27 protein-coding genes are annotated in these 25,945 nt (G+C 39.2%); 6 read left to right on the plus strand and 21 right to left on the minus strand.

Features of this window, described 5'->3' with window-relative positions:
- Positions 1-99: 99 nt before the first annotated feature.
- The 12 genes from ACOQO1_RS15030 to ACOQO1_RS15085 all read right to left on the minus strand — a co-directional run bounded on the left by ACOQO1_RS15030 (position 100) and on the right by ACOQO1_RS15085 (position 12,655).
- A complete protein-coding gene (locus ACOQO1_RS15030; RefSeq protein ID WP_420603699.1) occupies positions 100-726 on the minus strand; it encodes a carbonic anhydrase family protein in 627 nt (208 codons plus the stop codon).
- 7 nt (positions 727-733) lie between these two features.
- Positions 734-1,552: a universal stress protein gene (locus ACOQO1_RS15035; RefSeq protein WP_420603700.1), complete on the minus strand. Its 819-nt coding sequence runs from the start codon at positions 1,550-1,552 to the stop codon at positions 734-736.
- An 11-nt stretch (positions 1,553-1,563) separates the two neighbouring features.
- Positions 1,564-3,144: a SulP family inorganic anion transporter gene (locus ACOQO1_RS15040; protein ID WP_420603701.1), complete on the minus strand. Its 1,581-nt coding sequence runs from the start codon at positions 3,142-3,144 to the stop codon at positions 1,564-1,566.
- Positions 3,145-3,219: 75 nt separating this feature from the next.
- The gene (locus ACOQO1_RS15045) at positions 3,220-3,525 is read right to left on the minus strand and encodes a hypothetical protein (protein ID WP_420603702.1); all 306 of its coding nucleotides are present in this window, start codon (positions 3,523-3,525) and stop codon (positions 3,220-3,222) included.
- Between the two features lie 56 nt (positions 3,526-3,581).
- Positions 3,582-4,346, minus strand: coding sequence for a tetratricopeptide repeat protein (locus ACOQO1_RS15050; protein WP_420603703.1), 765 nt, complete (start codon positions 4,344-4,346; stop codon positions 3,582-3,584).
- Positions 4,343-6,124, minus strand: a complete 1,782-nt coding sequence (locus tag ACOQO1_RS15055; protein ID WP_420603704.1) for a BatD family protein — start codon at positions 6,122-6,124, stop codon at positions 4,343-4,345. The genes ACOQO1_RS15050 and ACOQO1_RS15055 overlap by 4 nt, the downstream gene beginning before the upstream one ends.
- Positions 6,124-7,005 carry a tetratricopeptide repeat protein gene (locus tag ACOQO1_RS15060; RefSeq protein WP_420603705.1) on the minus strand — a complete coding sequence of 294 codons (882 nt, stop codon included), beginning with the start codon at positions 7,003-7,005 and terminating at the stop codon, positions 6,124-6,126. Before ACOQO1_RS15060 ends, ACOQO1_RS15055 begins: the two co-directional genes overlap by 1 nt.
- On the minus strand, positions 6,998-8,044 hold the full coding sequence (locus ACOQO1_RS15065) for a VWA domain-containing protein (protein ID WP_420603706.1): 1,047 nt from the start codon (positions 8,042-8,044) through the stop codon (positions 6,998-7,000). The genes ACOQO1_RS15060 and ACOQO1_RS15065 overlap by 8 nt, the downstream gene beginning before the upstream one ends.
- A 6-nt stretch (positions 8,045-8,050) precedes the next feature.
- Entirely contained in the window at positions 8,051-9,049 is a 999-nt protein-coding gene (locus ACOQO1_RS15070; RefSeq protein ID WP_420603707.1) for a vWA domain-containing protein, read from the minus strand.
- A complete protein-coding gene (locus tag ACOQO1_RS15075; protein ID WP_420603708.1) occupies positions 9,050-10,696 on the minus strand; it encodes a BatD family protein in 1,647 nt (548 codons plus the stop codon).
- The gene (locus tag ACOQO1_RS15080; RefSeq protein ID WP_420603709.1) at positions 10,696-11,562 is read right to left on the minus strand and encodes a DUF58 domain-containing protein; all 867 of its coding nucleotides are present in this window, start codon (positions 11,560-11,562) and stop codon (positions 10,696-10,698) included. Before ACOQO1_RS15080 ends, ACOQO1_RS15075 begins: the two co-directional genes overlap by 1 nt.
- Positions 11,563-11,653: 91 nt before the next feature.
- A complete protein-coding gene (locus ACOQO1_RS15085; RefSeq protein ID WP_420603710.1) occupies positions 11,654-12,655 on the minus strand; it encodes an AAA family ATPase in 1,002 nt (333 codons plus the stop codon).
- A gap of 381 nt (positions 12,656-13,036) precedes the next feature.
- Here ACOQO1_RS15085 and ACOQO1_RS15090 point away from each other — a divergent pair, with 381 nt between their 5' ends.
- The gene (locus ACOQO1_RS15090) at positions 13,037-13,798 is read left to right on the plus strand and encodes an SDR family NAD(P)-dependent oxidoreductase (protein ID WP_420603711.1); all 762 of its coding nucleotides are present in this window, start codon (positions 13,037-13,039) and stop codon (positions 13,796-13,798) included.
- Complete coding sequence (locus tag ACOQO1_RS15095; RefSeq protein WP_420603712.1) at positions 13,795-14,931, plus strand: ATP-binding protein; 1,137 nt, start codon at positions 13,795-13,797, stop codon at positions 14,929-14,931. Before ACOQO1_RS15090 ends, ACOQO1_RS15095 begins: the two co-directional genes overlap by 4 nt.
- On the opposite strand, the gene ACOQO1_RS15100 is transcribed toward ACOQO1_RS15095, so the two are convergent.
- Positions 14,928-16,853 carry an alpha-amylase family glycosyl hydrolase gene (locus ACOQO1_RS15100; protein ID WP_420603713.1) on the minus strand — a complete coding sequence of 642 codons (1,926 nt, stop codon included), beginning with the start codon at positions 16,851-16,853 and terminating at the stop codon, positions 14,928-14,930. The two genes, ACOQO1_RS15095 and ACOQO1_RS15100, sit on opposite strands and share 4 nt — an antisense overlap.
- The gene (locus tag ACOQO1_RS15105; protein WP_420603714.1) at positions 16,850-17,797 is read right to left on the minus strand and encodes a carbohydrate kinase family protein; all 948 of its coding nucleotides are present in this window, start codon (positions 17,795-17,797) and stop codon (positions 16,850-16,852) included. The genes ACOQO1_RS15100 and ACOQO1_RS15105 overlap by 4 nt, the downstream gene beginning before the upstream one ends.
- A 155-nt stretch (positions 17,798-17,952) precedes the next feature.
- Between ACOQO1_RS15105 and ACOQO1_RS15110 the strand changes: the two genes are divergently transcribed.
- Both ACOQO1_RS15110 and ACOQO1_RS15115 read left to right on the plus strand, forming a co-directional pair.
- Positions 17,953-18,678, plus strand: coding sequence for a metallophosphoesterase family protein (locus ACOQO1_RS15110; RefSeq protein WP_420603715.1), 726 nt, complete (start codon positions 17,953-17,955; stop codon positions 18,676-18,678).
- Between the two features lie 53 nt (positions 18,679-18,731).
- Positions 18,732-19,727 carry an acyl-ACP desaturase gene (locus ACOQO1_RS15115; protein WP_420603716.1) on the plus strand — a complete coding sequence of 332 codons (996 nt, stop codon included), beginning with the start codon at positions 18,732-18,734 and terminating at the stop codon, positions 19,725-19,727.
- A 48-nt stretch (positions 19,728-19,775) separates the two neighbouring features.
- On the opposite strand, the gene ACOQO1_RS15120 is transcribed toward ACOQO1_RS15115, so the two are convergent.
- The 7 genes from ACOQO1_RS15120 to ACOQO1_RS15150 form a co-directional block, all read right to left on the minus strand.
- Positions 19,776-20,339 (minus strand): hypothetical protein, encoded by a 564-nt coding sequence (locus tag ACOQO1_RS15120; protein WP_420603717.1) that lies wholly within the window; start codon positions 20,337-20,339, stop codon positions 19,776-19,778.
- Between the two features lie 36 nt (positions 20,340-20,375).
- Positions 20,376-20,921 carry an OmpA family protein gene (locus ACOQO1_RS15125; protein WP_420603718.1) on the minus strand — a complete coding sequence of 182 codons (546 nt, stop codon included), beginning with the start codon at positions 20,919-20,921 and terminating at the stop codon, positions 20,376-20,378.
- Between the two features lie 363 nt (positions 20,922-21,284).
- Positions 21,285-22,838 (minus strand): aldehyde dehydrogenase family protein, encoded by a 1,554-nt coding sequence (locus ACOQO1_RS15130; RefSeq protein WP_420603719.1) that lies wholly within the window; start codon positions 22,836-22,838, stop codon positions 21,285-21,287.
- A gap of 74 nt (positions 22,839-22,912) precedes the next feature.
- Positions 22,913-23,284, minus strand: coding sequence for a DUF1304 domain-containing protein (locus tag ACOQO1_RS15135; protein WP_420603720.1), 372 nt, complete (start codon positions 23,282-23,284; stop codon positions 22,913-22,915).
- Positions 23,285-23,287: 3 nt separating this feature from the next.
- Positions 23,288-23,827, minus strand: coding sequence for a 3-hydroxyanthranilate 3,4-dioxygenase (locus tag ACOQO1_RS15140; RefSeq protein ID WP_420603721.1), 540 nt, complete (start codon positions 23,825-23,827; stop codon positions 23,288-23,290).
- A 118-nt stretch (positions 23,828-23,945) separates the two neighbouring features.
- A complete protein-coding gene (locus ACOQO1_RS15145; protein ID WP_420603722.1) occupies positions 23,946-24,455 on the minus strand; it encodes a CAP domain-containing protein in 510 nt (169 codons plus the stop codon).
- A 202-nt stretch (positions 24,456-24,657) separates the two neighbouring features.
- Positions 24,658-25,170 (minus strand): CvpA family protein, encoded by a 513-nt coding sequence (locus ACOQO1_RS15150; RefSeq protein WP_420603723.1) that lies wholly within the window; start codon positions 25,168-25,170, stop codon positions 24,658-24,660.
- Between the two features lie 61 nt (positions 25,171-25,231).
- Here ACOQO1_RS15150 and ACOQO1_RS15155 point away from each other — a divergent pair, with 61 nt between their 5' ends.
- The gene (locus ACOQO1_RS15155) at positions 25,232-25,588 is read left to right on the plus strand and encodes a hypothetical protein (RefSeq protein WP_420603724.1); all 357 of its coding nucleotides are present in this window, start codon (positions 25,232-25,234) and stop codon (positions 25,586-25,588) included.
- Positions 25,588-25,896: an antibiotic biosynthesis monooxygenase family protein gene (locus tag ACOQO1_RS15160; RefSeq protein WP_420603725.1), complete on the plus strand. Its 309-nt coding sequence runs from the start codon at positions 25,588-25,590 to the stop codon at positions 25,894-25,896. Before ACOQO1_RS15155 ends, ACOQO1_RS15160 begins: the two co-directional genes overlap by 1 nt.
- Positions 25,897-25,945 lie beyond the last annotated feature (49 nt).

Raw genomic sequence — 25,945 nt, forward strand, 5'->3', positions numbered from 1 at the left:
TTATTGTAGCACAGGTAAGATACTAATTTTAGGAAATTAAAAAAGGCCAATGAAATGTTAAACACTGGCCTTAATCATCAGTTTCATATGATTTATAGCTTACATATAGCTAACCTTTCCATTGGAAATATCATACATACCACCCACAATCAAGATTTCTCCATTGTTCTCCATTTCTTTGAGCACAGGACTTTGGGTTCTAATATTGTCAATGGTCATTTGAACGTTTTTTTCTGCCACGGTATTTACAAAATCAATATTACCTGAATTTCGTTGTGAAGCATCGGCAGGCTCTGGAACAGCATCTACAGCGGGCTTTATTTTGCTCAATAACTCGGTTAGGTTACCCATTTTTGCATCATCGCAAGCTCCTTTAACAGCACCACAAGCGGTATGGCCTAAGACAACAACGATCTTGGTGCCAGCCAATTTACAGGCAAATTCCATACTACCAAGAATATCTTCGTTTACAATATTTCCAGCTACACGGGCACTGAAAATATCGCCAACCCCTTGGTCAAAAATTAATTCGGCCGAAACTCTGGAGTCAATGCAGCTTAGTATAGTGGCGAAAGGGTACTGTCCTGAGGCAGTTTGTGAAACCTGTTCTAACAAATCCCTATCCGCTTGATTCTTTTCTACAAATCGTTTGTTGCCATCCTTTAAAAGCTCGAGAGCGTTTTGGGGAGATATGGCGGCCTGCGTTTCTTTGGTATGTGCATTCATATTGTTCTTAGTTTAAAGAGTTATTAATTTTTGATCTTTGTTTTCCAGCCAAGAGAAAAGGTACATTAAATTTACCAATTACATTTTTAACATTGATGTTGGCGTTGACCTCGTCATCTAAATCCATGAACAAAAGATCTACGTTTGTTCTGGTGAGATATGTTGACATATTATTGATGGCATTATCTTGTGGTTCAAAAACATACTCTACCATACGTTTGTTGGAAGGTTCTTCTTGAATGGACTCACTTTTACCATGATTGATTTTAAATGATTTTAAGGGTTGGGAGCTTTGTTTCATCAGTTGCTCCATTAGCTCCATTTTCATCAAATTCTTTGAGCCATTTAAAGTGCCTAGGGAAAGGTCCTTATTGTTTCCAATCACTTGCTCATGGGATGCGATCATAACCAAACCATCAAAAGTTGACATAATATGTTTTGTTATGTTGTTGCCTAAAAACTTTACTGGGGAGGATTTTCGCTGCCCCAAAACGATAATGTCAGGATGGAATTCTTCTATTTTTTTGTTGATTTCCTCCTTGACGTTACCTACCCTAAAAGTGGTGCTGATGTCTACCCCATACTCTTCAGTAATTGGATTTACCAAAGCATTGATTTGGTTTTTGGTTGACGTATAAGTATCGTTAATGGACCTAACGGCAGATAGTTGATTGTCTTGCTTTATTACACCCAGAGGTTGTTTTACATGCAATAGCGCAATTTCACCACCAATCATTTTTGCTAAACTAGCGGTATTTTTCAGAATTGTTTCTGTGGTCTTTCTCAACTCTGAGAGTACCAGTATTCTATAATTTTTAGTTTCCATGATTTTATGTTTTAACTTAAACTTAGTTTTGATTTTGGACGAGTTCTAAAGAACTCAATATAGCTTGAAGGGTTTTCTTCCACCCCACGCTTAGAGACCAACTGAATATCTATATTCCGCTGCTTGGCCTTTAATGCAAAATCTTCAAGAATTTCGATGATATCATTATCAAGGAATCTTGTGTTTAAAAGATTTAACTCCAAGTAAGTGTCATTCGGAAGACTGTCCAACTCCTTTAGAATAGCTCCCTTGTTAAAAAAGGTCACTTCTTCAGCCAAGGTCATTTTTATTTTGTGCTTGCCATTGCTTTTGTCCTCAATATGAAGGAAATGTGAGTTTTGGTAACTTTTCAATAAAATCACAACAATACCCACCATAAGACCCAGTCCGATACCGATCAACAAATCGGTAAAGACAATACCAAAAACAGTAACCGTAAAAGGGATAAACTGTTTCCAACCTAGATCATACATTTTTTTGAACAAAGCAGGCTTGGCCAATTTATAACCGACAATCAATAGGATAGATGCCAACACAGACAAAGGAATCATATTGAGTAATCTTGGAATCAAAAGGACAGAAATCAACAGGAAGAAGCCATGTATGATGGCAGATGCTTTTGTTCTTCCACCTGATTGAATATTTGCTGAACTACGAACGATAACCTGTGTAACGGGCAATCCTCCCAAAAGACCTGAGACACTGTTGCCTACTCCTTGGGCAAAAAGCTCCTTGTTGGTAGGGGTAATTCTTTTGTGCGGATCTAGCTTATCCGTTGCCTCAACACACAAAAGAGTTTCCAAACTCGCTACCAAGGCAATGGTAAAAGCGGTAATCCATACCTCAGAATTACCTATTACAGCAAAATTTGGAAAGCTCAATAAACCGCCCAAAGATTCTATGCTCTCTGGAATAGGAACACTTACCAATAGCTTCTCATTTATTCCCCATGCAGCACTGTCCTTGGTGAACACAAAATATAATATCCCGAGCACTACGGCCACCAAAGGACCCTGTATCAGCTGAAATATTTTCGATTTTTTGCTCAAAACCTTATCCCATAAAATAAGGATTGCAAGAGCGATTACTGCAATTAAAGTAGCTCCTGGACTGATATAGCTGAAAGCATTGACAATGCCGCTAACAGTACTTTCGCCATCTGTTTGGAAAAAGGAAAAATTGGAATTATAGCCGAAGAAATGAGGGATTTGTTTTAGAATAATGATAATCCCGATTCCCGTAAGCATTCCCTTGATGACTGAAGATGGAAAATAATATGCAATGACCCCTGCTTTTAGAATGCTAAAAACAATTTGAATCAGGCCACCGAGAACAACAGCAACCAAGAAGTTTTCAAAACCTCCCAAGCTTCCTATAGCTGTCAATACAATTGCTGCCAAACCTGCCGCTGGACCACTCACGCCGATTTGAGACCCACTTAGGGAGCCTACAAGGATTCCTCCAACAATTCCGGCAATTAAACCTGAAAATAAAGGAGCTCCACTGGCCAATGCTATTCCTAAACATAGGGGTAAGGCTACAAAAAATACAACGATACTTGCAGGCAAGTCGTTTTTAATATGCTTGAACATAATAATAAAATAGTTTTGCCCCCAACAATGTTTTTAGGTTGGAGACGATTAGAAATTGATTAAAAAAATGAGGGTTTAAGTCAATTTCTCTGGGGGAGGAAGTAGTATTTCGGCCATAAAATCCGAATGGAGGAAAAGATATTCAGTATTTTCGGCATTTGCTAGTTGAAGAAAAAAATCACCGTCCATTGAAAAGGGTCCAGAGAACAAATCTTTTTCCCCTATTTTTTTTTCAGCTTCCTTTTCCTTTTTTTCTTCGTCATTGGTGTCCAAAAGAACAGCAACCGCACAATCCTTGTCTAATAATGGAATAATGGATGGAGTCAATATGGAGAATATCAACATAAGACAGATTAGAGGATGTGCTATAGTTTTAAGCATTTGGGCACTTTGCGACAAAAATAAGGTGAAACAATATTTTTTCTGTTAAGGAAACTTTAAAAATCTTTCAACAATTTTAAATTATTCTTGGGAAGCCAGCCGGTTTGCCCATCTGCCAGTCTGATTTTTTTCCAATCGTTGAGCTGATCCAGAACATTTACCTTGGTCCCCTCATGCAACATAAAGACAACCTCACTATTGTTGTTCGGCTCCGCATTGATTTTTACCTCCTTGCTAAAGATGATCGCTGGATTATCGTTTTTAAAATCCTGGTACTGCAGATAGGCCAATAAAACACTTAAGGCTCCTCCCGATAAGAAAACGATACTGGCAATGAATGCAATACGTTTTTTGGATGCGAAACGTAAAAAGAAATAGGCCAAGTAAGCCAAAACAAATAAAATAACCAGTAGTACAGCCAAATAGGCCCATTGGTCAAAGGAGAGAATATTTACAAAGTTGCCATATAGTTGTGCAATTTCGGTTTTTGGCATTTCTTCCACGGCATCCAATCTCATGTTTTGGGCATATCCTAAATTGTTCAAGATTTCACCGTCATTTGGTTTTAAAAGGAGGGCTTTTTCATAATAATAGATACTTGGGCCAATGGCATTTAACTTGTAATGGCAATTACCCAAATTAAAATATACCTCCGCAGAGTGTTCTCCATTTTTTAAAATTTGCTCGTAGTTTTCAATGGCCTTTGAATATTCGCCTTTATTGTAGTGTTCCGTAGCTTGTTCAAATACGGAGTTGTTCTGCGACACCCCAAAAAAGAACGCAAAAAGACAAAGAAATGTGCTTAGTTTTTTAATGCTCATAACTGCTTGTCCATTTTAGAGATTACTTCACTTGCTTTTTCATAGTCATTTTGCATTTGCACATCCGAAAAAGGACTGTAACGAGCCATTTCGCAGCTTGTTAACAGGCTAATAAAGCTTTCGACATATGAGGCTTCAACATTTTTATCCGTTAAAATAGTCGTGATTTTTTCCTTGCTGAACTCTGAAGTTTCAATCTTGAGCTTCGCTTTTAAGTAATTGTGTAAACCTTTCTCCAAAGCCACATAAAACGCTTCTTTGTTGCCCAATTCCTTTTTTGCCGTTGACAGGTATTTTTTAGCAAGTTTATTGGCTCTTTTTATCTTATTTCCAACCACGTCACTAGCTATGGCCTCTCGCTTCTTAAAAAAGAAAACTGCTATGGGAATCAACAATAAAGGCGCAAAAAGCATGAGGTAGAATTTGCTTGAACCAAAGAAATAGTTGACTCCTATCTTACTTAAATTAGGGTTTAGTTTTATAAAATGGAACTGCTTTCCAGTGGGCACCACAAATTGCTTACTGCTTGATGGGATTACCGCGTTGTCCGAAGCTCCAAGAGGTCCTTCCAATACTTCAATATTGATTTCATCGGAATTTAGTGTAACATACTTGGCAGTCTTAGGATTGAAATAACTAAAGGAAATACTTGGAATGGGGTATTTCCCCCTGTAAGAGGGCACGATGGTATAATTGTTGGCTACTTTACCCTCCATTCCTGAACTAATGGTTCGGACGTTTTCATCATATTCCGGCTCGTAAACTTCCAGGGCGCTGGGGAGTTCCGGTTCTGGCAATTGAAAGAGTTTCAAATTTCCCTTTCCGGTAACCTGTACCTTTGCCTGGAGTGATTCTGAAGCATTTAACTGTTTCTTGCTTGTTGTAACCGAAAAGTCAAAATCTCCTACGGCTCCCCCAAAATTGGCAGGCTTGCCAGCTTCCGGTAATGGTTTAACATTTATGGTACGCCTCCCTGCGGAAACAGTTTTACTGGTCTGCGTATAAATACGACCTCCAAAGAAATCTCTTCTATTCGTTGGAACGTCCACAAATATTTCCAAAGAAAGGGGTTCAATTTCCAGGTTTCCGGATTTTTGCGGATACAGTACCACCCTTTTTAGGACTACGTAACGATATGATTTTCCTTTATAGGTTCCATTTTGGGCGGTGTGTTTGGTAACAGGGATTTCTTGGCTCCAAAAATTATGGTACTTGGGATTGTCCAACTGACGATAATTGGTAACACTGATGTTGGGACTTACGTATAATTTATAAATAACAGTTACCGCTTCATTTAAATATGGACCTCCTTTGGAAACTTCTGCAACCAAATGAAGACTTTCATCTGCAACATCATCCACAGTTTTTTGATCATTGGGCTTATCTACCGCAGCGGTGACCTCTATAGTTTTTGGGAGGGTTTTATAGGTTTCTCCACTTATTTCAATAGTAGCTTGTTTAATGGTAAACTGGCCTCTTGCCGTAGGCACCAATATATAGATATATGATTTGGAAAAAGTTCGTTTTCCATTGACCCATGATGAACTTATGGATTGTGATGGTCCCATGACCACTTTGAAACCTTCAAAGGGAGGAGGGTTAAAGTTGTCCCCGTCCTTGTTCATTGTGAACTCTACTCGCAGACGTTCATTTATACCCAATTTTTCCTTGCTGACCTTTACCTCGAAAGTGACCTCATTTTCTTGGGCGTAGGAAGAGAGTCCAAAAAATAAGGACACACTTAAAAACAACAAAAATTTACCCCAAACCTTTTGCATCACCAATCTTTCTCGTTTTTAATCTTTTTGCCTTTTACCTTTTTTGCTTCCATTTTCTCTTGTACTTTCTTTTCTTCATTTTGCATGGCCTCTAGCAAATTTTGAATCTGCTGTTTGGAAAGCTGGTTGGGTCTAGGTTGTTGTTTTTGTTCTTCGGGTTGATCTCCTTCACTAGGTTTTTTCTCTTGTTCTTTCTTTTTGTCACCATCTCCTTCGGTGTTCTCCTCAGGCTTATTTTCTCCATTATCACCTTCATCTCCCTTATCCTTGTTCTCATCTTCATTTTGCTCTCCTTCATTTTCCTTGTTCTGGTCTCCTTCGTCGTTCTGATCCTTATTTTGATCCTTTTGATCTTCCTGATCCTGTTTGTCCTTGTTGTCTTGGTTCTGATCGTTTTTCTGCTCGTCCTGTTGTTTTTCCAACATCTTTTTGGCCAATGCTAAATTATAACGGGTTTCTTCATCAGTTGGATTGTTACGTAAAGCTTCCTTATATGCTTCAACAGCTTTTTGATACTCTTTGTTCTTCATAAAAACATTGCCCATATTATGGAATGCCTTATGTTTTTTGGGTTTTTCAGTGGTTTTCTCACCCGCTTGCTTAAATCGACCAAAAGCTTCACCATAACTTTCCCTGTTATAATAGGCCGTACCTAAATTGAATGGGGCCACTGTATTTTCACCACTTTTTGAAATGGCCCTTCTATAGTTGGATTCTGCTGTGGTAAAGTCATTTGTGGTAAGTTCCTTATTGGCCTCCCAAGTAAGGTTTGTAGAGGCTTGAAGGGCTTTTTCAGCGTCTTTGATTACTTTGTCTTCCTGTGCTTGACCAGCTAAACCGATAAACAGCAATAGACCAAACACACATCTTATCTTATACATCGTCATGTTCATTAAAAAGATTTAGTTTTTTCAACCACTTCGTTTTTCTGTCCAAAACGAAAATATCCAAAAATAGAAATAAAAGGCCTAAGCCCAGAAACCACTGAAATTGGTCCTTATATTCAGCAAACTGTTTGGCCTCAAATTCCTTTTTGTCCATCTGGTTCAGCTGCTCTTTTATGTATTCTACCGCATTTTCCGTATTGGAGCCTTCAATATATTCCCCATTGCCCTCACTGGCGATTTCTGAAAGAACCGTCTCATTCAATTTTGTGATGACAACCTCGCCTTGGTTGTCCTTTTTCAAACTTTGGACAACACCATTTCTTTTGATGGGAATGGGAGCTCCCTTAGGTTTTCCCACCCCAATGGTAAAGATGCGTATGCCATTTTGCACGGCATTTTCCACAGCGCCGATGGTTGATTGTTCTGAATGATCCTCTCCATCCGAAATTATGAACAAGACCCTATTGGTTTGGTCATCATCGTCATAATAAGTACTTGCCAAATCTATTGCCGCATTAATGGCTGTTCCTTGTGAGGAAAGCATATTGGTGTTCATTCCCTGCAGGAACATTTTGGCAGCTCCATAGTCAGTGGTGATGGGCAATTGTGGATATGCCTGGCCGGCATAGGCAATAATACCAATTCGGTCACTGGCCAGTTGGTTAATGATTTCCGAAACCAATCTTTTGGACTTTTCCAATCGGTTTGGAGCAATATCCTCTGCCAACATACTTTTGGAAACATCCACTGCAAAAACAATGTCCACTCCCTCTCGTTTTACGGTTTCCAGTTTGGTTCCAATTTTTGGGTTGACCAGACCAATAATCAAAAAGGCCAATCCTATTAAAAGGAAAATTAATTTTAAAGCTGATTTGAAACTAGACCTATTAGGCGCCAATCTTTTTAAAAGCTTGGTCTCCGCAAACTGGCGTTGGGTCCTTTTTTTCCAAACTTGAAGAAAGAAAAAAGCCATGACCATAACCGGGATGATGGCCAATAGGTAGAAATACATTTTTTCATCAAGTTGAATCATTCTTCTCTAAATAAAACTTTTAAAAATTGAGTTTCGCAACACCCATTCGATCAATAATAAGGCTCCTGCCAATAATATCAAGGGTCTAAACTTTTCTTCGTATTTATAATATTTGAATTCTTCTATCTCGGTCTTTTCCAATTTATTGATCTCATCATAGATCTCCTCCAATTTCTCATTATCCGTAGCCCGGAAATATTCTCCGCCCGTCACCTCTGCAATTTCTTTCAACAGCTTTTCATCAATTTTTACCTCACGCATTCCATACCTAAACGACCCATCAGGATTGTAAGTAATAGGGGTAAGTGCATTCCCATTGGTGCCAAGTCCAATGGTATAGGCTTTTATGCCAAATTCCACTGCTAAATCTGCAGCGGTCTTAGGTTCTATAAACCCCGAGTTGTTAACCCCATCTGTTAAAAGAATAATGACTTTGCTTATGGCTTTGCTTTCTTTTAATCTATTTACGGCGGTTGCCAACCCCATCCCAATGGCGGTGCCATCTTCCAGCTCGCCATAGGTTATCTCCCTCAACGCTCCCAATACTATGGATTTATCGCTTGTTATTGGAGTCTTGGTATAGCTTTCGCCAGCATAACCCACAAGTCCTATACGGTCATTGGGGCGTTGTTTGATGAAATCCCCGGCCACCTCTTTAAGTGCGGAGAGCCTATTTGGTTTTAAATCACGAGCCAACATACTCGACGAAACATCAATGGCCATTACAATATCAATTCCCTTGGTGGTTTTGGTGCGTGTTGATATGTCTTCCGTCTGAGGTCTTGCCAATGCTGTAATAATGGCCGCAAGAGCCAAAAGACGTAGTGCAAAAAGGACAGGCCTAAGTTGCGAAGCAATATTTTTCACCGAGAATCCTTTTATGCTCGAAATCTTTAAAGATGCCACTTCATTTTTTCGTTTGAAAAAATACCATAGCAAAGCCAACGGAAGCAAAAGCAGCAACCAAAAAAACTGTGGATTTGCAAATTCTATATTCTCAAACATTTATGTCTTCGTTTTTACGTCCAAAGTGTTCAATATTCGGTTCACGATCTGTTCTGCATAATCATCGCCATCTTCCCAGGTAATGGCAATTTGCTGTATGAACCCCTTGCCGCCGAACATTAGAATATTATACTTTAATTTTTTTGACTTTTCAGTTAGAGGATTCTTAAAATTACCTGAGCCATACACTTTGAGCCCATTGACACCAGATTGGGTGGTAAATTCCTCTTGTTTGGTAATGATGTTCCTTACACCCACCTGTTCAAAAATACCTAGGGCGGAACCAATGGCTCCTTCAAAATCAGGATCTCCCTGGTTTTTGAAAGTTACTGAGGTGCTGCTCACAGAGAAATTCTGAAGGTAACTGCCATAAGCAAAAGTTTGTATATCCTGAATACTGTCCAGTATCTGTTGGGGGAGTTCTACTTTTTGGCGGAGGAGTACATCCGGTGTTTCAATATCTATTGGCGGAAATCCATAAGAACTGGCTACCCATTCGCCTTCCAATAATTCTTTTGTGGGATGACCAAAAACGGTATCCTTGACTTCTTTAAATCCAAAATAAGCCACAGAGAACGCGCCTCCTAAAAGCAGGACGCCAACAAAAATGGCAGCAGCCCAGTAGATTTTTTTACGTTGCTTTTTCTTGGCGAGTTCTTCCAAATACTCTGCATTTTGCAACAACTCTTCTTCAGTGGGTTCCGGCAGGGCATCATGTGTTTTAACCACAATTTGTTCCACGGCTTTGCGATCTTGCTCTGCAATGGAAGTTGGAGGTTTTGATTTGGCGAATTTGACCAAATCTGCTGTCTGCAATATTTTCTGGAACTGGATTATGGTATCATCATCCAGGTTGAGTTCTCCAGAATCTTTGAGCATTTCCAATTTTGTGATCAATTGTCCAGTGGTGCTTTCCAAGGCAGAAACATTAACATCTTCCTCTAAATAAGAACGGACAATATCCGTGAGCTCTGAATAGTATTTTTTATACTCATCATGGATGAGATATTTGGAGTTTTCCAATTTTTTAAGCTCCAATAAGGCTCTGTCATAGGGAGGGAGCAAAGCTTCTTTTTCCTCTTCGGTAAGCGGTTTTTTTCTTAGGAAGAACCAATATACCAACCCGCCAATGATCAAAAGAGCAAGAAGTATCCATAGGATAGCTTTCCAAATTTTGGCATTGCTTTTTTCAACTTCGATGAGGGGCTTTATATCGAACATTTTCTGTTTGGTGGTATCCACTACTACATCGGCAACTTGTATGCGGAACGAATCAGTGAAAAAAGGTTGTTCATTGATTGCTATCCGTTGAGCAGGTATAGTGTATGCTCCGCTATCAAATTGTGTAAGGGCATAAACACGTTGAAGAATGACTTTATTATCGTTTTTGACCGTGTCCTGCATAATGGCCTCTACGGTTTCCAAGGGAGAAAAAGTTTGCCCTTCCGGAAAATGGACAACGTTCAGGGAATCTGTTTCAACGGTAATGGTATATTGTATCTGCTCCCCAATTTTTATGGAAGTGGTATCAATTGTTGAGGTGATTTTGGAATCATCCTGAGAAAACCCGGCAAAGGGTAAAAGCATCAGCAATGTTATAGATGCTATTACCAGCAAGTGTTTGATATGTAACTTTTCAATCTGCATCACCCTCTGCGTTTAAAATAGCCCAACAATTTTTTCACATAGCTCTCATCTACTCGGCAGTTGATTACACCACAACCAGATTTGGTAAATGAATCCATAAAGTATGCGACCTTGTCCTTATGAAATTGCCCATAGGCATTACGTACTTTTTTGGAGCGCGTATTTACCAATTGCAACACGCCAGTTTCTGCATCTTGCATCTGCACCATTCCCAAATTAGGGATGGATTCTTCGCGTTCATCAAAAATTCGAATACCCGTAACATCATGTTTGTTGCCCACAATGCGCAACGTATTGTCATAATCATCGGCAATGAAATCGGAGAGCATAAAGACAATGGCCTTTTTCTTCATTACATTGGTCAAAAACTTTAATGCCTCCGCAATATTGGTTTGACTACTGTTTGGGGTAAATTCCAAAAGTTCACGGATGATTCGCAGGACATGGCTTTTTCCTTTTTTTGGAGGAATGAACAACTCCACTTCATCGGAAAACAGAATCAATCCTACTTTGTCATTGTTTTGTAATGCCGAAAAAGCCAAGGTTGCAGATATTTCGGTAATGACCTCTTTTTTGAACTGATTGGAGGTTCCAAAGAGTTCTGAACCACTAATATCCACCATTAACATCATGGTGAGTTCCCGTTCTTCTTCAAAGACTTTTACAAAAGGTTCGTTGTATCTGGCAGTTACGTTCCAGTCAATATTTCTTACATCATCCCCAAATTGATATTGTCGTACTTCACTAAAGGTCATACCTCTACCTTTAAAGGTAGAATGGTATTCCCCACCAAAAATATGGTCGGAAAGACGCCTGGTCTTTATCTCAATTTTGCGTACTTTTTTTAGTAACTCTTTTGTATCCATCTGCAAGCAAACAGTGTTCAGCAATCAATGTTTCAAAGTGGTGGGTTGTTTAGGGAGGTGCCATCACTCCATGATGCCAAATATCAACTTTTTAAGGTACTTCTACCTCGTTGACAATCTTGTTAATGATTTCCTCAGAAGTGATGTTCTCAGCTTCGGCCTCATAGGTTATCCCAATACGATGCCTTAACACGTCATGAACAACGGCTCTAACATCTTCAGGAACAACATATCCCCTTCGTTTAATGAATGCATAGCATTTGGAGGCACTTGCTAAATTGATACTTCCCCTTGGGGAGGCACCAAAGCTGATTAGGGGTTTAAGATTTTCAAGATTATATTTTTCCGGATATCGGGTAGCGAACACCAAATCCAAGATGTATTTTTCTATTTTTTCATCCATGTAGACCTCACGTACGGCTTGTTGCGCACTCAATATCTGCTTTAGGGTCACTACAGGTTTTACCGGTTCGGTTGCACCTTTTAGATTTTGTCTTATAATAAGCTGCTCCTCATTTAGTTTAGGGTAATCTATAACCGTTTTTAGCATAAAACGGTCAACCTGTGCTTCAGGTAATGGATAGGTCCCTTCTTGTTCTACCGGATTTTGGGTGGCCATTACCAAGAAAGGAGGTGCCAATTTAAACGTTTCATCTCCAATGGTCACTTGCTTTTCCTGCATGGCTTCAAGTAGCGCGGATTGTACTTTGGCGGGGGCCCTGTTTATCTCATCTGCCAACACAAAATTTGCAAAGATGGGTCCCTTTTTAATGGAAAAATCATTTTCTTTTATGTTGTAGATCAATGTACCCACAACATCTGCGGGTAAAAGGTCAGGAGTAAATTGTATTCTGCTGAAACTACCTTTTACTGCTTTTGCCAAAGTGTTTATTGCTAAGGTCTTTGCAAGCCCAGGAACACCTTCAAGAAGAATATGGCCTTGGCCCAAAAGACCGATCAGCAACCGTTCCACCATATGTTTTTGACCTACAATGGCCTTGTTCATTTCGTGGGTAAGCAAATCAATAAAAGCACTTTCCTTTTCAATTTTTTCATTCACAGCACTAATATCAATAGTAGTGTTTTCTTCCATATTAACTTTTATCGTTAAATGTTAATGTTAGTTTTTTTCTAGAAGTGCAAAATGAAAATTTATTTAAAATCCGTCTGTTAATTAATGGTTAAAAAAAACGCTGAAGCCCCAGTTTTGTGAAGGATTTAAGGGTTTAATTTTATACTTTCACTCCTAATGCAAAATACAGATAAATATTCTAGAATTATAGCTGGAGGCATAATCTGAGTAAGTTGGGATAAAATTTCCTATAAATAAAATAATTGATTCAATGCACCACTGAATTTAGGGCGAGGTGGTTTTATTGGAATATGCAGATATTTATTAAGGAGATTCATTGGTAAATTGACTTGAATTTTTGAAGGCTGGTTAGAGATAGACGATGCCTTAGAATACAACAAAATGGAAAATAAAATTACAGTACTGATTACGGGCGCAACGAGCGGCATAGGAAAAGCTACTGCGGAGTTGTTGGCCAAACATGGATTTTTCTTGGTGCTGTGCGGACGGCGACAGGAACGATTGGATGAATTACAGCAACAACTTGGGAGCCTTACCGAAGTTCACACCCTAAATTTTGATGTTAGGGACAAGAAAGTTGTGTTCAAAGCTGTTGAATCATTGCCCATCCCATTTTCTAAAATTGACATCTTGATCAATAATGCAGGAAATGCCCACGGACTTGACACCATTGATGAAGGGAGTATGGACGATTGGGATGCGATGTTGGATATTAATGTTAAAGGGCTATTGTATGTTTCAAAAGCAATAGTTCCGCAAATGGTGAAACGGAAATCTGGGCATATTATCAATATTGGCTCCACAGCGGGAAAAGAGGTATACCCCAAAGGGAATGTGTATTGTGCCAGCAAGCATGCGGTGGATGCGATTAACCAAGGAATGCGCTTGGACCTGAATGCACATGGGATACGAGTAGGAGCAATTAATCCTGGTTTAGTGGAAACTGAATTCAGTGATGTTCGCTTTAAGGGAGATTCCAATAAGGCCGAAAAAGTGTATCAAGGATATCAGCCCCTAAAACCAGAAGATATTGCCGATATTATATATTTTGCCATCACCCGTCCCTATCATGTTAACATTGCCGATTTGGTTGTTATGCCCACCGCACAAGCCAGCAGTACCATTGTGAAGAAAGAACTATGATCAATAAACGCCTACTGGTAAAAAATCTTTTAGCGCATAATGATGAGAACAGTTTTTATGACAAAAAAAGATTTATATCAATAGGTGAAAAGGAAGGGAAGGCCAAATTTTTAAAGCACGTTTGCGCACTCGCAAATAGTAATCCAAAAAACAATTCTTTCATTGTTATAGGGGTTGAGGATGCCGATAATGAAATTGTTGGGGTCGATTTTTTTGATGATAGTAAAATCCAAAATTTGGTCAACGCCTATCTGGACAATCCACCGTTAATTTCTTATGAAAACATACCCTTTCCACATCTTCCCGAAGGGAAGGTTGTTGGGCTGGTGACCATTAGATCTAATGGTAAAGTGTGTGCCCTCAGAAAAAATATATGGAAGTATTATGGAGGGGCGGTATTTTTTAGGGAAGGAAGTATTAGCCTGCCCAAAGCGTTCGATATTGAGTTAAGGGATATAAATTCGGAGATCGTTGCCACCATTGAACAGCACGCCCGCAACAATATTGAATTGACACTGGATGGAGTGATTGACTTTATCAATAACAGGCATGCAGATTTAACAAGTGATTATAAAGTTTTTAAAGAACAATTTGTGGTCTGTTGGGCAGGAAACAAAAAAACCATTAAAAACAAAACCTACTATTCTAGGGTAGATATTGAATTGATCAATGAGCAGGTAAAACTTTTTTATTCCGCTTTGGATGAGATTACCATTACCTATGATGAAGATTCTTTTACCACTTTGGAATTTGTACAACTTGGTTTGGGCGCTCAGCAAAAGTACTATCCTTTGGAAGAGATGGTCATTACGTTTTCTGAAAATGGAAATTATACCATTAACAACGAATTGATTTTTGAACCTCCGCAATACGATAAAAAGACACTTCACCACGTATTGAACTCAAACAATTCACTTTTACAAAAGGTTGAAAAACAAATTACTTTAAGTAAAGCGGAAGAAATAGATCTTGCCCACTTACCCGCAACATACCTTATATGTTACCTAAACGGATTTGAGGAGGCAAAAGAACAAATGGAATTGGCGCGACCAATTTTAAAGGCAAGCAATAAAAAGGTGTATGCATCTTTGAAGGAGTCTTTAAGGGTGCTCAGAAAAGTGAGATACAATTAGTCCCTTTTCAACCATAAAACTTGATAAGGACTTAAGGTGAACAAACCACTATTAAAGGCAACTTTCTTTCCCGAAACCAAATCTTTTGGTTCACCTTTGGTAAAATAACCCAATTTCATCATCCAACTAGATTCCACTACTTGCTGTTTTTCATCAAAATTACATAGGACCAATAAACCATCATTTTCGCCAGTTCTTTCAAAAGCAAAAACATGATTGTTGCCCGTGTGGTGAATGACCAAATTGTTTTGATCCGCAAAAACAGAATTTTTTCTCCGTATGGCAATCAACTTTTTAAGAGTATGGAATATTTTGGACTGGGGCAGTTTTTTATCATCAAGGTTTGAAATCATGTTCCAATCCTGTTTAGGCCTGTTCACCCATCTGCTATCGCCCTTTTTGTCAGCATCCTCTTGAAAGGAATAATCATTTAAAGTGCCAATCTCATCCCCTGCATAGATCATGGGAATACCTCCGTAGGCCAGTACAATGCCATGAAGCAGTATAATTTTTGAAACAGCTTCTTCAATAAGCTCCCCGTTTTTTGAGGAAATTCCTTTTTCCAATCCCAAAAGCGAGGCAGCACTACCCGTTATTCTTCCATCTCCAGTTTTTGGATTGTACATAAACAGCATGCCCGTTGCAGGGGACCAATCCAGATTTTGACAGTAATAGTCCAATAAAAATGTACGGTGCTGTTGTGGGTCCCATCCCATCTTTTTAATAAAGTCATTTTCATAACCCAAACCAATATCATCATGGCAACGGATATAGTTTATCCACGTACAATCTTGAGGTTTGTTGGGGATATTGGTAAGACTCTCATAAAGTAACCCCGTTTTTTTAGTGGCAATGGAATTCCACAGAAGAGCCATTAAAGATGCGTTGTAAGCAATCTCACATTCATTTCCAGCGCCAAAATCCTCTCCAAAATATTTTACAATTTCTGTTGGAGCTACAATTGCTTCGGCCAAGAATATTGTTCCAGGGGCAATTATTTGAAGGCACATTCTGAACAAGGAAATCAAAGTATGGGACTCTGGAAGGTTCTGGGAAATGGTTCCCATTTTTTTCCATAAAAAAGCGAGGGCATCAAAACGAACCACATCTACTCCCTGATTAATCATTTTGACCAGATTGGTCAGCATTTCCAGAAAAACTTCGGGATTGGTATAATTTAGGTCCCATTGATAGCTATTAAATACTGTCATGACCCATCTATTCATTTCTAGATCATAGGTGAAGTTTCCTGGAGAAGTTTCGGGGAAGACCTCGGGCATGCATTTTTCATATTCTTTGGGAATAGTATCATCACTGAAGGTATAATAGTACTCCTGATACTTTTTATTTCCGGCTTTGGCCTTTTTTGCCCAAGAAAATTCATCGGAGGTATGGTTTACCACAAAATCCAACATCAGAAACATATCTTGTTTCCTTAATTCTTTTGTAAGGGACAAAAGCTCTTTTGTTGTGCCATATTTTTTATCTACACCATGATAGCTGTTTACGGCATAACCTCCATCGTTCTCCCCTTTTGGTCGCGGAGAAATTGGCATGAGATGAAGAAAATTTATGCCCAGATCTTTAAGGTAAGGGAGCTTTTCTTTTAGTCCTTTCAGGTTTTTGTTGAAATGCTCAACATAAAGTTGCATGCCTACCATTTGTTCAGATTGATACCAATTTCCATCAGAAAGTCTCTGTAAATCCTGAAATTTTAATTCTTCCGGTCTTGATGCAAATAGCTTTGGAAGTAGGGAAAGTAAGTCCTGGAATACAGCTTTATATTTTTCTTCCGGATACAACGAATAAAACAGATGTTGCACATAACCCAGATTGGCATAAAACCTAAGGTCAAAAAGATTCCCGGGGTTTTTTTCTTCCACTGTTGAGGAAATCAGTCTATGTGCTGTTGCCTGGTTCATGGGGTCTCAAGCTGGGCTTTGGTTGGCAAAGCGGGAATGGCCCCATAATTGGTTGTAGTAATGGCTCCTGCTTTGTTGGCTGTTTCCACCATTTTTATCAGTAATTGATAATCTTCTAGCGCTTTATCGAAGTTATCCAGGTTAGCAATTTGATATAACAAACATCCAATAAATGCATCACCGGCACCTGTGGTGTCAATGGGTTTTACTTTTGTGCTGGGCACAATTTCCCTGAAATTTTCAACACTCAACAAAGTGCCTTTCCCGCCAAGGGTGACTGTTATAATTTTAGCGCCCATTTCATGAAAAAAATCGCAAGCTTCATCAAGATCGGTTTTCCCGGAAAGCAATTGCGCCTCTTCAAGGCTGAATTTGCACAAATGGGATTTTTCAATGAAAGGCATGCATTTTTTAATAAACTGTTGTTGGTTATTTTTCCATAGATCAACCCTAAAATTGGGGTCAAAGCTTATGAACATTTCCTTCATAAGTCCATCAAAAAAATATTTGCTGTATGCTTTTTCCAAAAAACCTCCTAAAAGGGCTGTGGCGGCACCTAAATGCAAAAGATTTCCCTGAAAAGTTTTTCTAACCAGTGGGTCGTAGCTTAGTTCCTTATCCGCACCTCTGCTAAAAACAAAGTCACGCTCGCCATCTTCTGCTAAAGAAACAAAGGCCAGCGTGGTAAATGTGTCACAAACTTGTGTCAAAGAAATATCGACACCTTCTTTTTTAAGTGTGTCCAATAAAAAACTCCCAAAAGGATCTTTGCCTACACTTCCCACAAAAACCCCTTTTCCTCCAAGTTTTGCTATTGCGCAGGCAACATTGGCGGGTGCACCTCCAGCTTTTTTGGTAAATTCAGTTGCTCTGGAAAGATCGCTTCCCTGTTTTTCTGCCACAAAGTCTATGAGCAGTTCCCCAACACAAAAAACCTTCTTCATACTATAAATACAGTATTACAATGTACACAGAAAATCATCCAGCAACCAAAAGTTATCTGTTTTTTATTGAGCAAACACCTGTGGATAATACCAAAACTTTACATTAATTTTTCTTGAATAAGTTGGTTTGTATGTATCATTGCGAAAAATTTACCATGCGAACATTAGTTATTGGTGATGTGCATTCCGGATTAAAAGCATTGGAGCAGCTGTTGCTCCGCGCGAATGTTAAACAGGAAGACCATCTAATTTTTTTAGGAGATTATGTGGATGGGTGGAGCACTGCTGTTGAGACCGTTGATTTTTTAATTCAATTAAAAGAAGAATACAAGTGTACTTTTATCCGTGGAAACCATGATGAACTTTGCAGGGAATGGTTGTTGACCAAAAAGGAAAATCCGCAATGGTTGGCCCATGGGGGTATGGCAACCAGAGATTCATATCTCAAGGATAAAAGAGAAAATTGGAAGGGCCATTTGGAGTTTTACGCAGGACTGGAAAACTATTTTTTGGATAGTGACAATAGACTTTACCTTCATGCAGGGTACACCAATTTAAATGGAGTCGAATATGAATATTTTGACCAACTTTTCTATTGGGACCGTACGTTGTGGGAATTGGCGAGAGCATTGGACCCTACGCTATCAATCAACCACAAAGATTTCCCTAAAAGGTTGATTCATTACAAGGAGATATTCATTGGACATACTCCGATATCTAAAAAAGAGGTAGTAGCACCACAAAAGGGAGCTAATGTTTGGAATGTTGATACTGGGGCTGCTTTTATGGGAGCATTGACTGCAATGGATGTGGAAACCAAGGAGTTTTGGCAAAGTGACCCGGTTCATACTTTCTACCCAAAAGAAAAGGGAAGAAACTAAAACAATCCACTAGATTATCGAATATTAATAAAGACCTTTGCAAAAAATAATTTATGGCGTTAAAAAATGTCCGCTTGGAGGTGATGCAGGCGATTGAACCTCAGGTACAGGGCTTTATGGATTCATTCCTTGTTCCTATAGAAAAAATATGGCAACCAAGCGATTTTTTACCAGACTCCCAAAGTGATGATTTTTTTACTGAGATAGAGCAAATAAGGGAAGAAGCCAAAGAGTTGGGATATGATTTTTGGGTCACACTTGTGGCAGATACCATAACCGAGGAAGCATTGCCAACCTATGAATCATGGTTGATGGATGTTGAAGGGATTGATCAACATGATGGACGTGAAAACGGCTGGAGCAAATGGGTAAGAGCATGGACCGCAGAAGAAAACAGGCATGGTGATGTGCTCAATAAATACCTTTATTTATCGGGCAGGGTAAATATGAGGGAAGTAGAAATTACTACGCAACATTTAATTGCGGATGGATTTGATATTGGCACGGATAGAGATCCATATAAAAACTTTGTATATACTTCCTTTCAGGAATTGGCAACATATATTTCGCACAAGCGGGTTGGTAAAATGGCCAAACAAAAAGGAAATACCTTGTTGGGAAAAATGTGTTCCATAATAGCCGGTGATGAGATGAGGCACCATTTGGCGTATCGAGAATTTGTGAAGACCATTTTAGGACAGGATCCCAACGGAATGATCGAGGCCTTTGCCGATATGATGAAGAGAAAAATTGTAATGCCGGCACACTTTTTAAGGGAATCTGGAGAAAGTATTGGAGTTGCATTTGAGCAATTCTCAAACTGTGCACAACGCCTTGGGGTTTATACGGCGCAAGATTATATTGATATTTTGCAAAAGCTGAACGGTTACTGGGACATTGGAAACTTAAACGGACTTTCTGAACAAGCGGAAAAAGCACGTGATTACCTTATGAATCTCCCCGAGAGGCTTGAAAGAATTGCGGGACGAATGCAATTTGGAGAGGACCAGTACAAGTTTAAATGGGTAGAGGCCAATGGTATGTTATAAAGAAGCTGACCTTTTTGGTCAACTTCTTTGTCATTTTCATTTTACAGGTTAGTACTTTCCTGACTTATGTATGTCTTGCCATTTGACCAGTTCTTTCCACTGTCCTTTATACGCCATTTTGGCCTGCATAGGCCATGAAGCCGGGTCATGAATGCGGTATCGGCTTCCTCCGGAGTCTAGGACCTGTTGACATTTGATGGTGGAGGTTTCAGATAGGTCTTTCCATGTTTTAATTCCGAAGTTATGGAACAGGCCTTCAATTTTTGGACCGATACCCTCAACTATTTTGAGATCGTTTTCTTTTATTTTTTTTCCAAACGCTGCCTTTGCAGCCTCGGCATCAAAAGAGTCAGTGGCTGGCTTTGATGCTGCCAATGAAGACGGGGTGACTTTGGTTTTCGGTGAGGTGGCCGCCGCAGAGAGTTTCTTGGTACAATTTTCAAGCTCTGTTTTCAGCTTTGCATTTTCTGTTTCAAGAGCATTTAAATTTGCCGCATTGCTCGTTATTGATGTATTTGACCCCTTTCCTATAAGGTAGCCAAGAATTCCAGTAATAATTCCGACCAATGCGGGGATAATCCAACACCAGATATTTAAATTTTCAAGATTCATTTTGTATAGTTTAGAGGTTGAATGTTTAGTTTACGATTATTGCTGTTCTGGAATAGAATCAGAAATAGTATATAAAATGGGTCCAAACAGAATGCCCTTCTCAGATGCCATATTTTGCATCAATTTACCTGAAGTATTAATTTGGGAGGTGGAAATACCGCTTAGGGCAAGATGGTTTTTCACAGAGTTTGCCCGGGCCAATCCCAAGTTTTCATATGGGGTATTGTTCTCTTCAGCTTCAGTATAAAAACCGGTAAGGGTAATTCGTTTTTCAGGATGGGAACTTAGATGGTTCTTTAGACTTGAAATACCATCCTTTATCTCATTTGAAATGGGCATGATAAAAGAAGGGCTTGAAAGATAGAAATCAAAATTGTCATTGACCTCATAGCCGTATGCTCCATCATTAACGGAGAATGTTGAAATCAGGGATTTGGCAGGACTTGTTTCCTGTATTTTTTCTTGCTCAGGATCTGCTGGGTTTTGAACAAGTATACAACTGGCGCAAAATTTTTGGTAGAGCAACGTACCAATAACGATTGTGGCAAGTATCCCTAACAGATAGGAAGTCTTTGTTGTCATTAGTAACGATTAAGTGTTTATAATAACACCAAAATATTAAAAAAATGCTAAAATTCCGTATTTAACCTAAAGAATGTGAGGTGTTTAGATATATGGATAGCTATCTAAACATACTTTTTGAAAACAGAAAATGTACCAAAAAAAGCCAATCATACACTTTTTATGACCAATGGTAATATTGTATTTAGCTAGGAGTGCAAATATGCTGATCTTAGCGCTATATATTAGGTAAGGAACCCTATTTCTCCCGACGAAGTTCCGGCATTGAAATAGGGTTTAAATTTATATTTGAGTTAGTTTAGTTGGTTATTTTGGGAGACCGCCTATTTCAATGTTCTGAAAAAATAGGCGGCCTTTTCATTTTTACAGATCAAACTTTATGCCCTGAGCCAACGGTAGTTCTGTAGTATAATTTATGGTATTGGTCTGTCTTCGCATATACACCTTCCATGCATCAGAACCACTTTCGCGACCTCCTCCAGTTTCTTTTTCGCCACCAAAGGCTCCACCAATTTCTGCACCGGAGGTTCCGATGTTTACATTGGCTATACCACAATCACTTCCTGAAGCGGATAAAAATCTTTCAGCTTCCCTAAGACTGGTAGTCATAATTGCTGAGGACAATCCTTGTACCACCCCATTTTGTTGTGCAATGGCATTTTCAACATCACCAGAATACTTTAATAGATAAAGAATAGGGGCAAAGGTCTCTTCCTGAACAATTTTAAAGGAATTATTGGCCTCAACGATTGCGGGTTTCACGTAACAACCACTTTCATAACCATCACCTTCCAATACACCGCCTTCAACTAAAATTTTACCGCCTTCGGCTTTGGCCTCTTCCAATGCACTTTGGTACATGCTAACTGCATCCGTATCGATCAATGGACCAACGTGGTTGTTCTCATCCAGAGGATTTCCAATCCTTATTTGTTTATAGGCATCGGTAATGGCATCTTTTACCTTGTCATATATAGATTCATGAATAATCAATCTACGTGTCGAGGTGCAACGTTGTCCGGCCGTACCCACAGCTCCAAAGACAGCACCTATCACGGTCATTTTAATATCTGCATCGGGTGTGACTATGATAGCGTTGTTCCCACCCAATTCCAACAGGGACTTCCCTAATCTTGCTGCTACCGCTTGGGCTACAATTTTTCCCATTCGGATAGAACCTGTAGCTGAAACCAAAGGAACCCTACTATCATTGGTCATGAGTTCACCAACTTTATAGTCGCCATTGATCAGGCAAGAAATTCCTTCCGGAAGATTATTGTCCTTTAAAACTTGTGCTATGATATTTTGACATGCAACTCCGCACATTGGAGTTTTTTCCGAAGGTTTCCAAACACAGACATCTCCACAAACCCAGGCAAGGGCTGTATTCCATGCCCATACGGCAACTGGGAAATTAAAAGCAGAGATGATACCTACAATTCCTAAAGGATGGTATTGTTCGTACATGCGATGTCCAGGCCTTTCCGAATGCATGGTCAAACCGTGCAATTGTCTTGAGAGGCCAACAGCAAAATCGCAGATATCTATCATTTCCTGAACTTCGCCCAAACCTTCTTGATACGATTTTCCCATCTCATAGGAAACCAATTTTCCAAGAGGTTCTTTTAGCTCACGGAGTTTTTCGCCAAACTGTCGAACGATTTCTCCTCTTTGGGGAGCTGGCATCAAACGCCACTCTGTAAAAGCAGAGGTAGCGGCATCCATAACCTTTTCATAATCTGCTTTTGTGGTGGTTTTGACCTTCCCTATCAGTGCCCCGTCAACCGGAGAATAGGATTCGATTATATCACCTGAACCGAAGTTCTTTGAACCTGTAGAGGTTCCATCATTTATTTCTGTTAGCCCAAGTTGTTTTAGGGCTTCAGCCATCCCAAAGGCTGCTGCTGTATTTGACATTTATAACTTTTTAAGCGTGAATTGTTATATTTTTTCAAAACTACGAATAATACGAGAGAGCGAAACTAAGATTTTTAAAGGAAATGAGATAAAAGTAATAGTACAATTCCTAGGAGTGCGGGAAGTGCCTGGACCATAAATATCTTTTTGGATGCTGTAAGCGCTCCGTAAATACCAGCTATGGCCACACAACTTAAAAAGAACAAGGCCACATACATTTGCCATTGTGAATCTTGAATCAACAGGGACCAAATAAGACCCGCGGCTAAAAAGCCATTGTAAAGTCCTTGATTGGCCGCCAAAGTTTTGGTGGGCTCAAACAAATCTTCTGGAAACTTGCGAAACACTTTTTTGGCCTTTGTGGTCCAAGCGAACATTTCCAGCCATAAAAAATAGAAATGTAGAACAGCGACCAGTACGATAAAAATTTTGGCAACTATAAGCATAAATCAATCTTTTGCAATAAATCGTTCATCAACAGGCATTACAGTCCCGCAATTATCACAGGTGCGCAGTTCTTCGGAACCATAAAAATGCTCAAAATGGCTTAAAAAATCTTTTTCAATATCATGTAATGTAAAATAGGCTTCGTATAGTTTGTGGTTGCAATGATCACAAAACCAAAGTAGCCCGTCATCAACATTCATGTCCGCTCTTTTTCGTTCCACAACTAGTCCAATAGACCCATCATGACGGACAGGGGAATGTGGAACTTTGGCAGGGTGCAGATACATATCTCCGGGTCCTAGTTGCATTGTTTTCTTTTGTCCATCTTCTTGAATATGAACCTCTATATTGCCTTCCAACTGGTAAAAAAGTTCTTCGGTTTCATTATAATGATAATCTTTACGAGCATTGGGACCGGCCACTATCATAACAATGTAGTCCCCTGCATCTTTATAAAGATTTTTATTGCCCACCGGAGGTTTTAGTGTATCCCGGTTCTCTTCAATCCATTTGTTAAGATTAAAAGGAGCTTGTATTGCCATTGTTAAACATTTTCAGGAAAGGTATAAAAAAACCTATGGCAGTGCCAGTGTTTAACAAAAAAGACCTGTAATTGTACAGGTCCTTTCTATAAACTAAGAAAAATATATAGGACACAGATCAATCCACCTTCATGAAAATCTGTGTAAAATATGCTTTTCCATTTTTGTCCAGCTGTATACTTAAAGTGGTATGGGTATAAGTGCCTTCAAGTGTTTCTTTGTGTGAAGAACTATCTAACCAACCCTGTAAAGTAAGTTCTGCGGTGGAGTAATATCTAGCTACATTTTCACCTACATTGACCGCATTGATTTCCAGCGCTATTTTTGAGGCACGGGATTGAAAATTATCATGGCTCAACTTATTTTTTGAAATCATATAATCGTTGTGCTCCTGGGCATATTTATAGGATGAATCGCTGGTTTGAAGCTTGGTCAATCCAATGGAGGCCCTATGGTCATTCACCAGATTGAGCAATTCGTCTTCCATTTTTTCAGGATCAATGTTGACTTTTTCGTTCCCTAGAAGAGCTTCAGCCAATTTTTCTTCTTCGCTATCGGATGTCTTACTACAAGCACCTAGCGAAAAGATTAGTGCCAACGCTAAAAAGGCGGAGTACAATTTGTTCATTTTCAGATGATATTTTTTGGAATTTGTTCTAAGAATTCCAAGTGTTCCAGAAGGCTAAACTAGAGGGAGATGCTTTGGAGGCCAAAAATTTCCATGGGATTGCATATTAATCCGTTAAGCTGCAAAAAAAGGGCAAAAAGGGCTAATCCCCCTTATTTTCGAGTTTCAGTTTATCGGTAAAAACATACCTTTTATTGAAATGTCAATTTTCTTGGGTATTGAGGTCCTCGTTCTTGTCCTCAAGCACTAGGCTAAAGACAAATGCCCCAATTTCTTTTACAGGTTCATAGAAGATGGATTCCTTTTTGGTATCCTCATTGATAAAATTAAACGTGGAAGTTAGACGATCAAAGAAAACCAATAGAGCGCCAACGATAATGGCAACCTTAAGCGCACCAAAAAGCCCCCCTGCGATTTTGTTCAGCAATCCCAACATGGCAAAGTCCGCAATCTTGGTCAGAAATTTTCCGGCAAAATGTACCAGTAGCACAATGATAAAAAAGGTAATAAGGAAAGAAGTTATTTTTAGGTATTGCTCACTCCAATTTAGGTTCTCAGCAAGGTAATTACCAGCAATGTAGGAAAAATGAATGGCTCCATATATACCTGCGATAAGGGCCACTAGCGAAGCAATTTCCACAAAAAGGCCATTTTTTAATCCTTTAAAAAGCCCCCAAACCAAGAGTATTCCAATAACAATATCCAAAAAGCTCATAAGCTGGTTTTTAACAAATATAGGATATTGATTTGTACCTTTAGAACTTCTAAAAAAGCAGATGTCAAGAGACGAAAAACTTAAGGAAAGATGGGAGTTGCTGGTTGAGAAATTGTCCAGTCAGTTTTCTGATGGTGACCCTTTGGAAATTGATGGGATTATTTATTTGGTAGGGGTTCAGGAACTGGGGAAACTTCATAGCAGCTTTAAAAAGGATGAAAAAGTGAATTTGATGCACATAGCCATTTGTAGGTTATTGGAGCCATATGGGTATTATGATTTCGATTTTTTTGATGAGGATGGTTGGCCACATTATAAAATAAAGGAACCGTTGCCGCCATTAAAAGCTGGAGAGCAATCGGTTTTAATGAAAGAGGCACTTGTAAATTATTTTTTGGAAAAGCAATACATAGAATAATGGAACTGCGAAAACCTTACTACGCCGTAATTTTTACCAATACCCGAACTGAAGGGGATAATGGCTACGGACAAATGGCGGATAAAATGGAAGAACTTGCCCGCCAGCAGCCTGGATTTATAGATTTTGAAAGTGCTCGCGATGGCATTGGTATTTCAGTGAGCTATTGGGACAGCTTGGAGGCCATTGCCAATTGGAAAGCCAATATGGGTCATCTGGTGGCTCAACGCAAAGGTGTTAAGGAGTGGTATTCTTGGTATAAGGTAAGGGTGTGTTTGGTAGAGCGGGAATACGAGTTTGCCAAATAGATTTGATACAACCTTAATTTAAAATCCTCCGTAAATGCTTTCTTTTTGT

Source organism: Flagellimonas sp. (assembly GCF_965222555.1).
Classification (GTDB): Bacteria; Bacteroidota; Bacteroidia; order Flavobacteriales; family Flavobacteriaceae; genus Flagellimonas.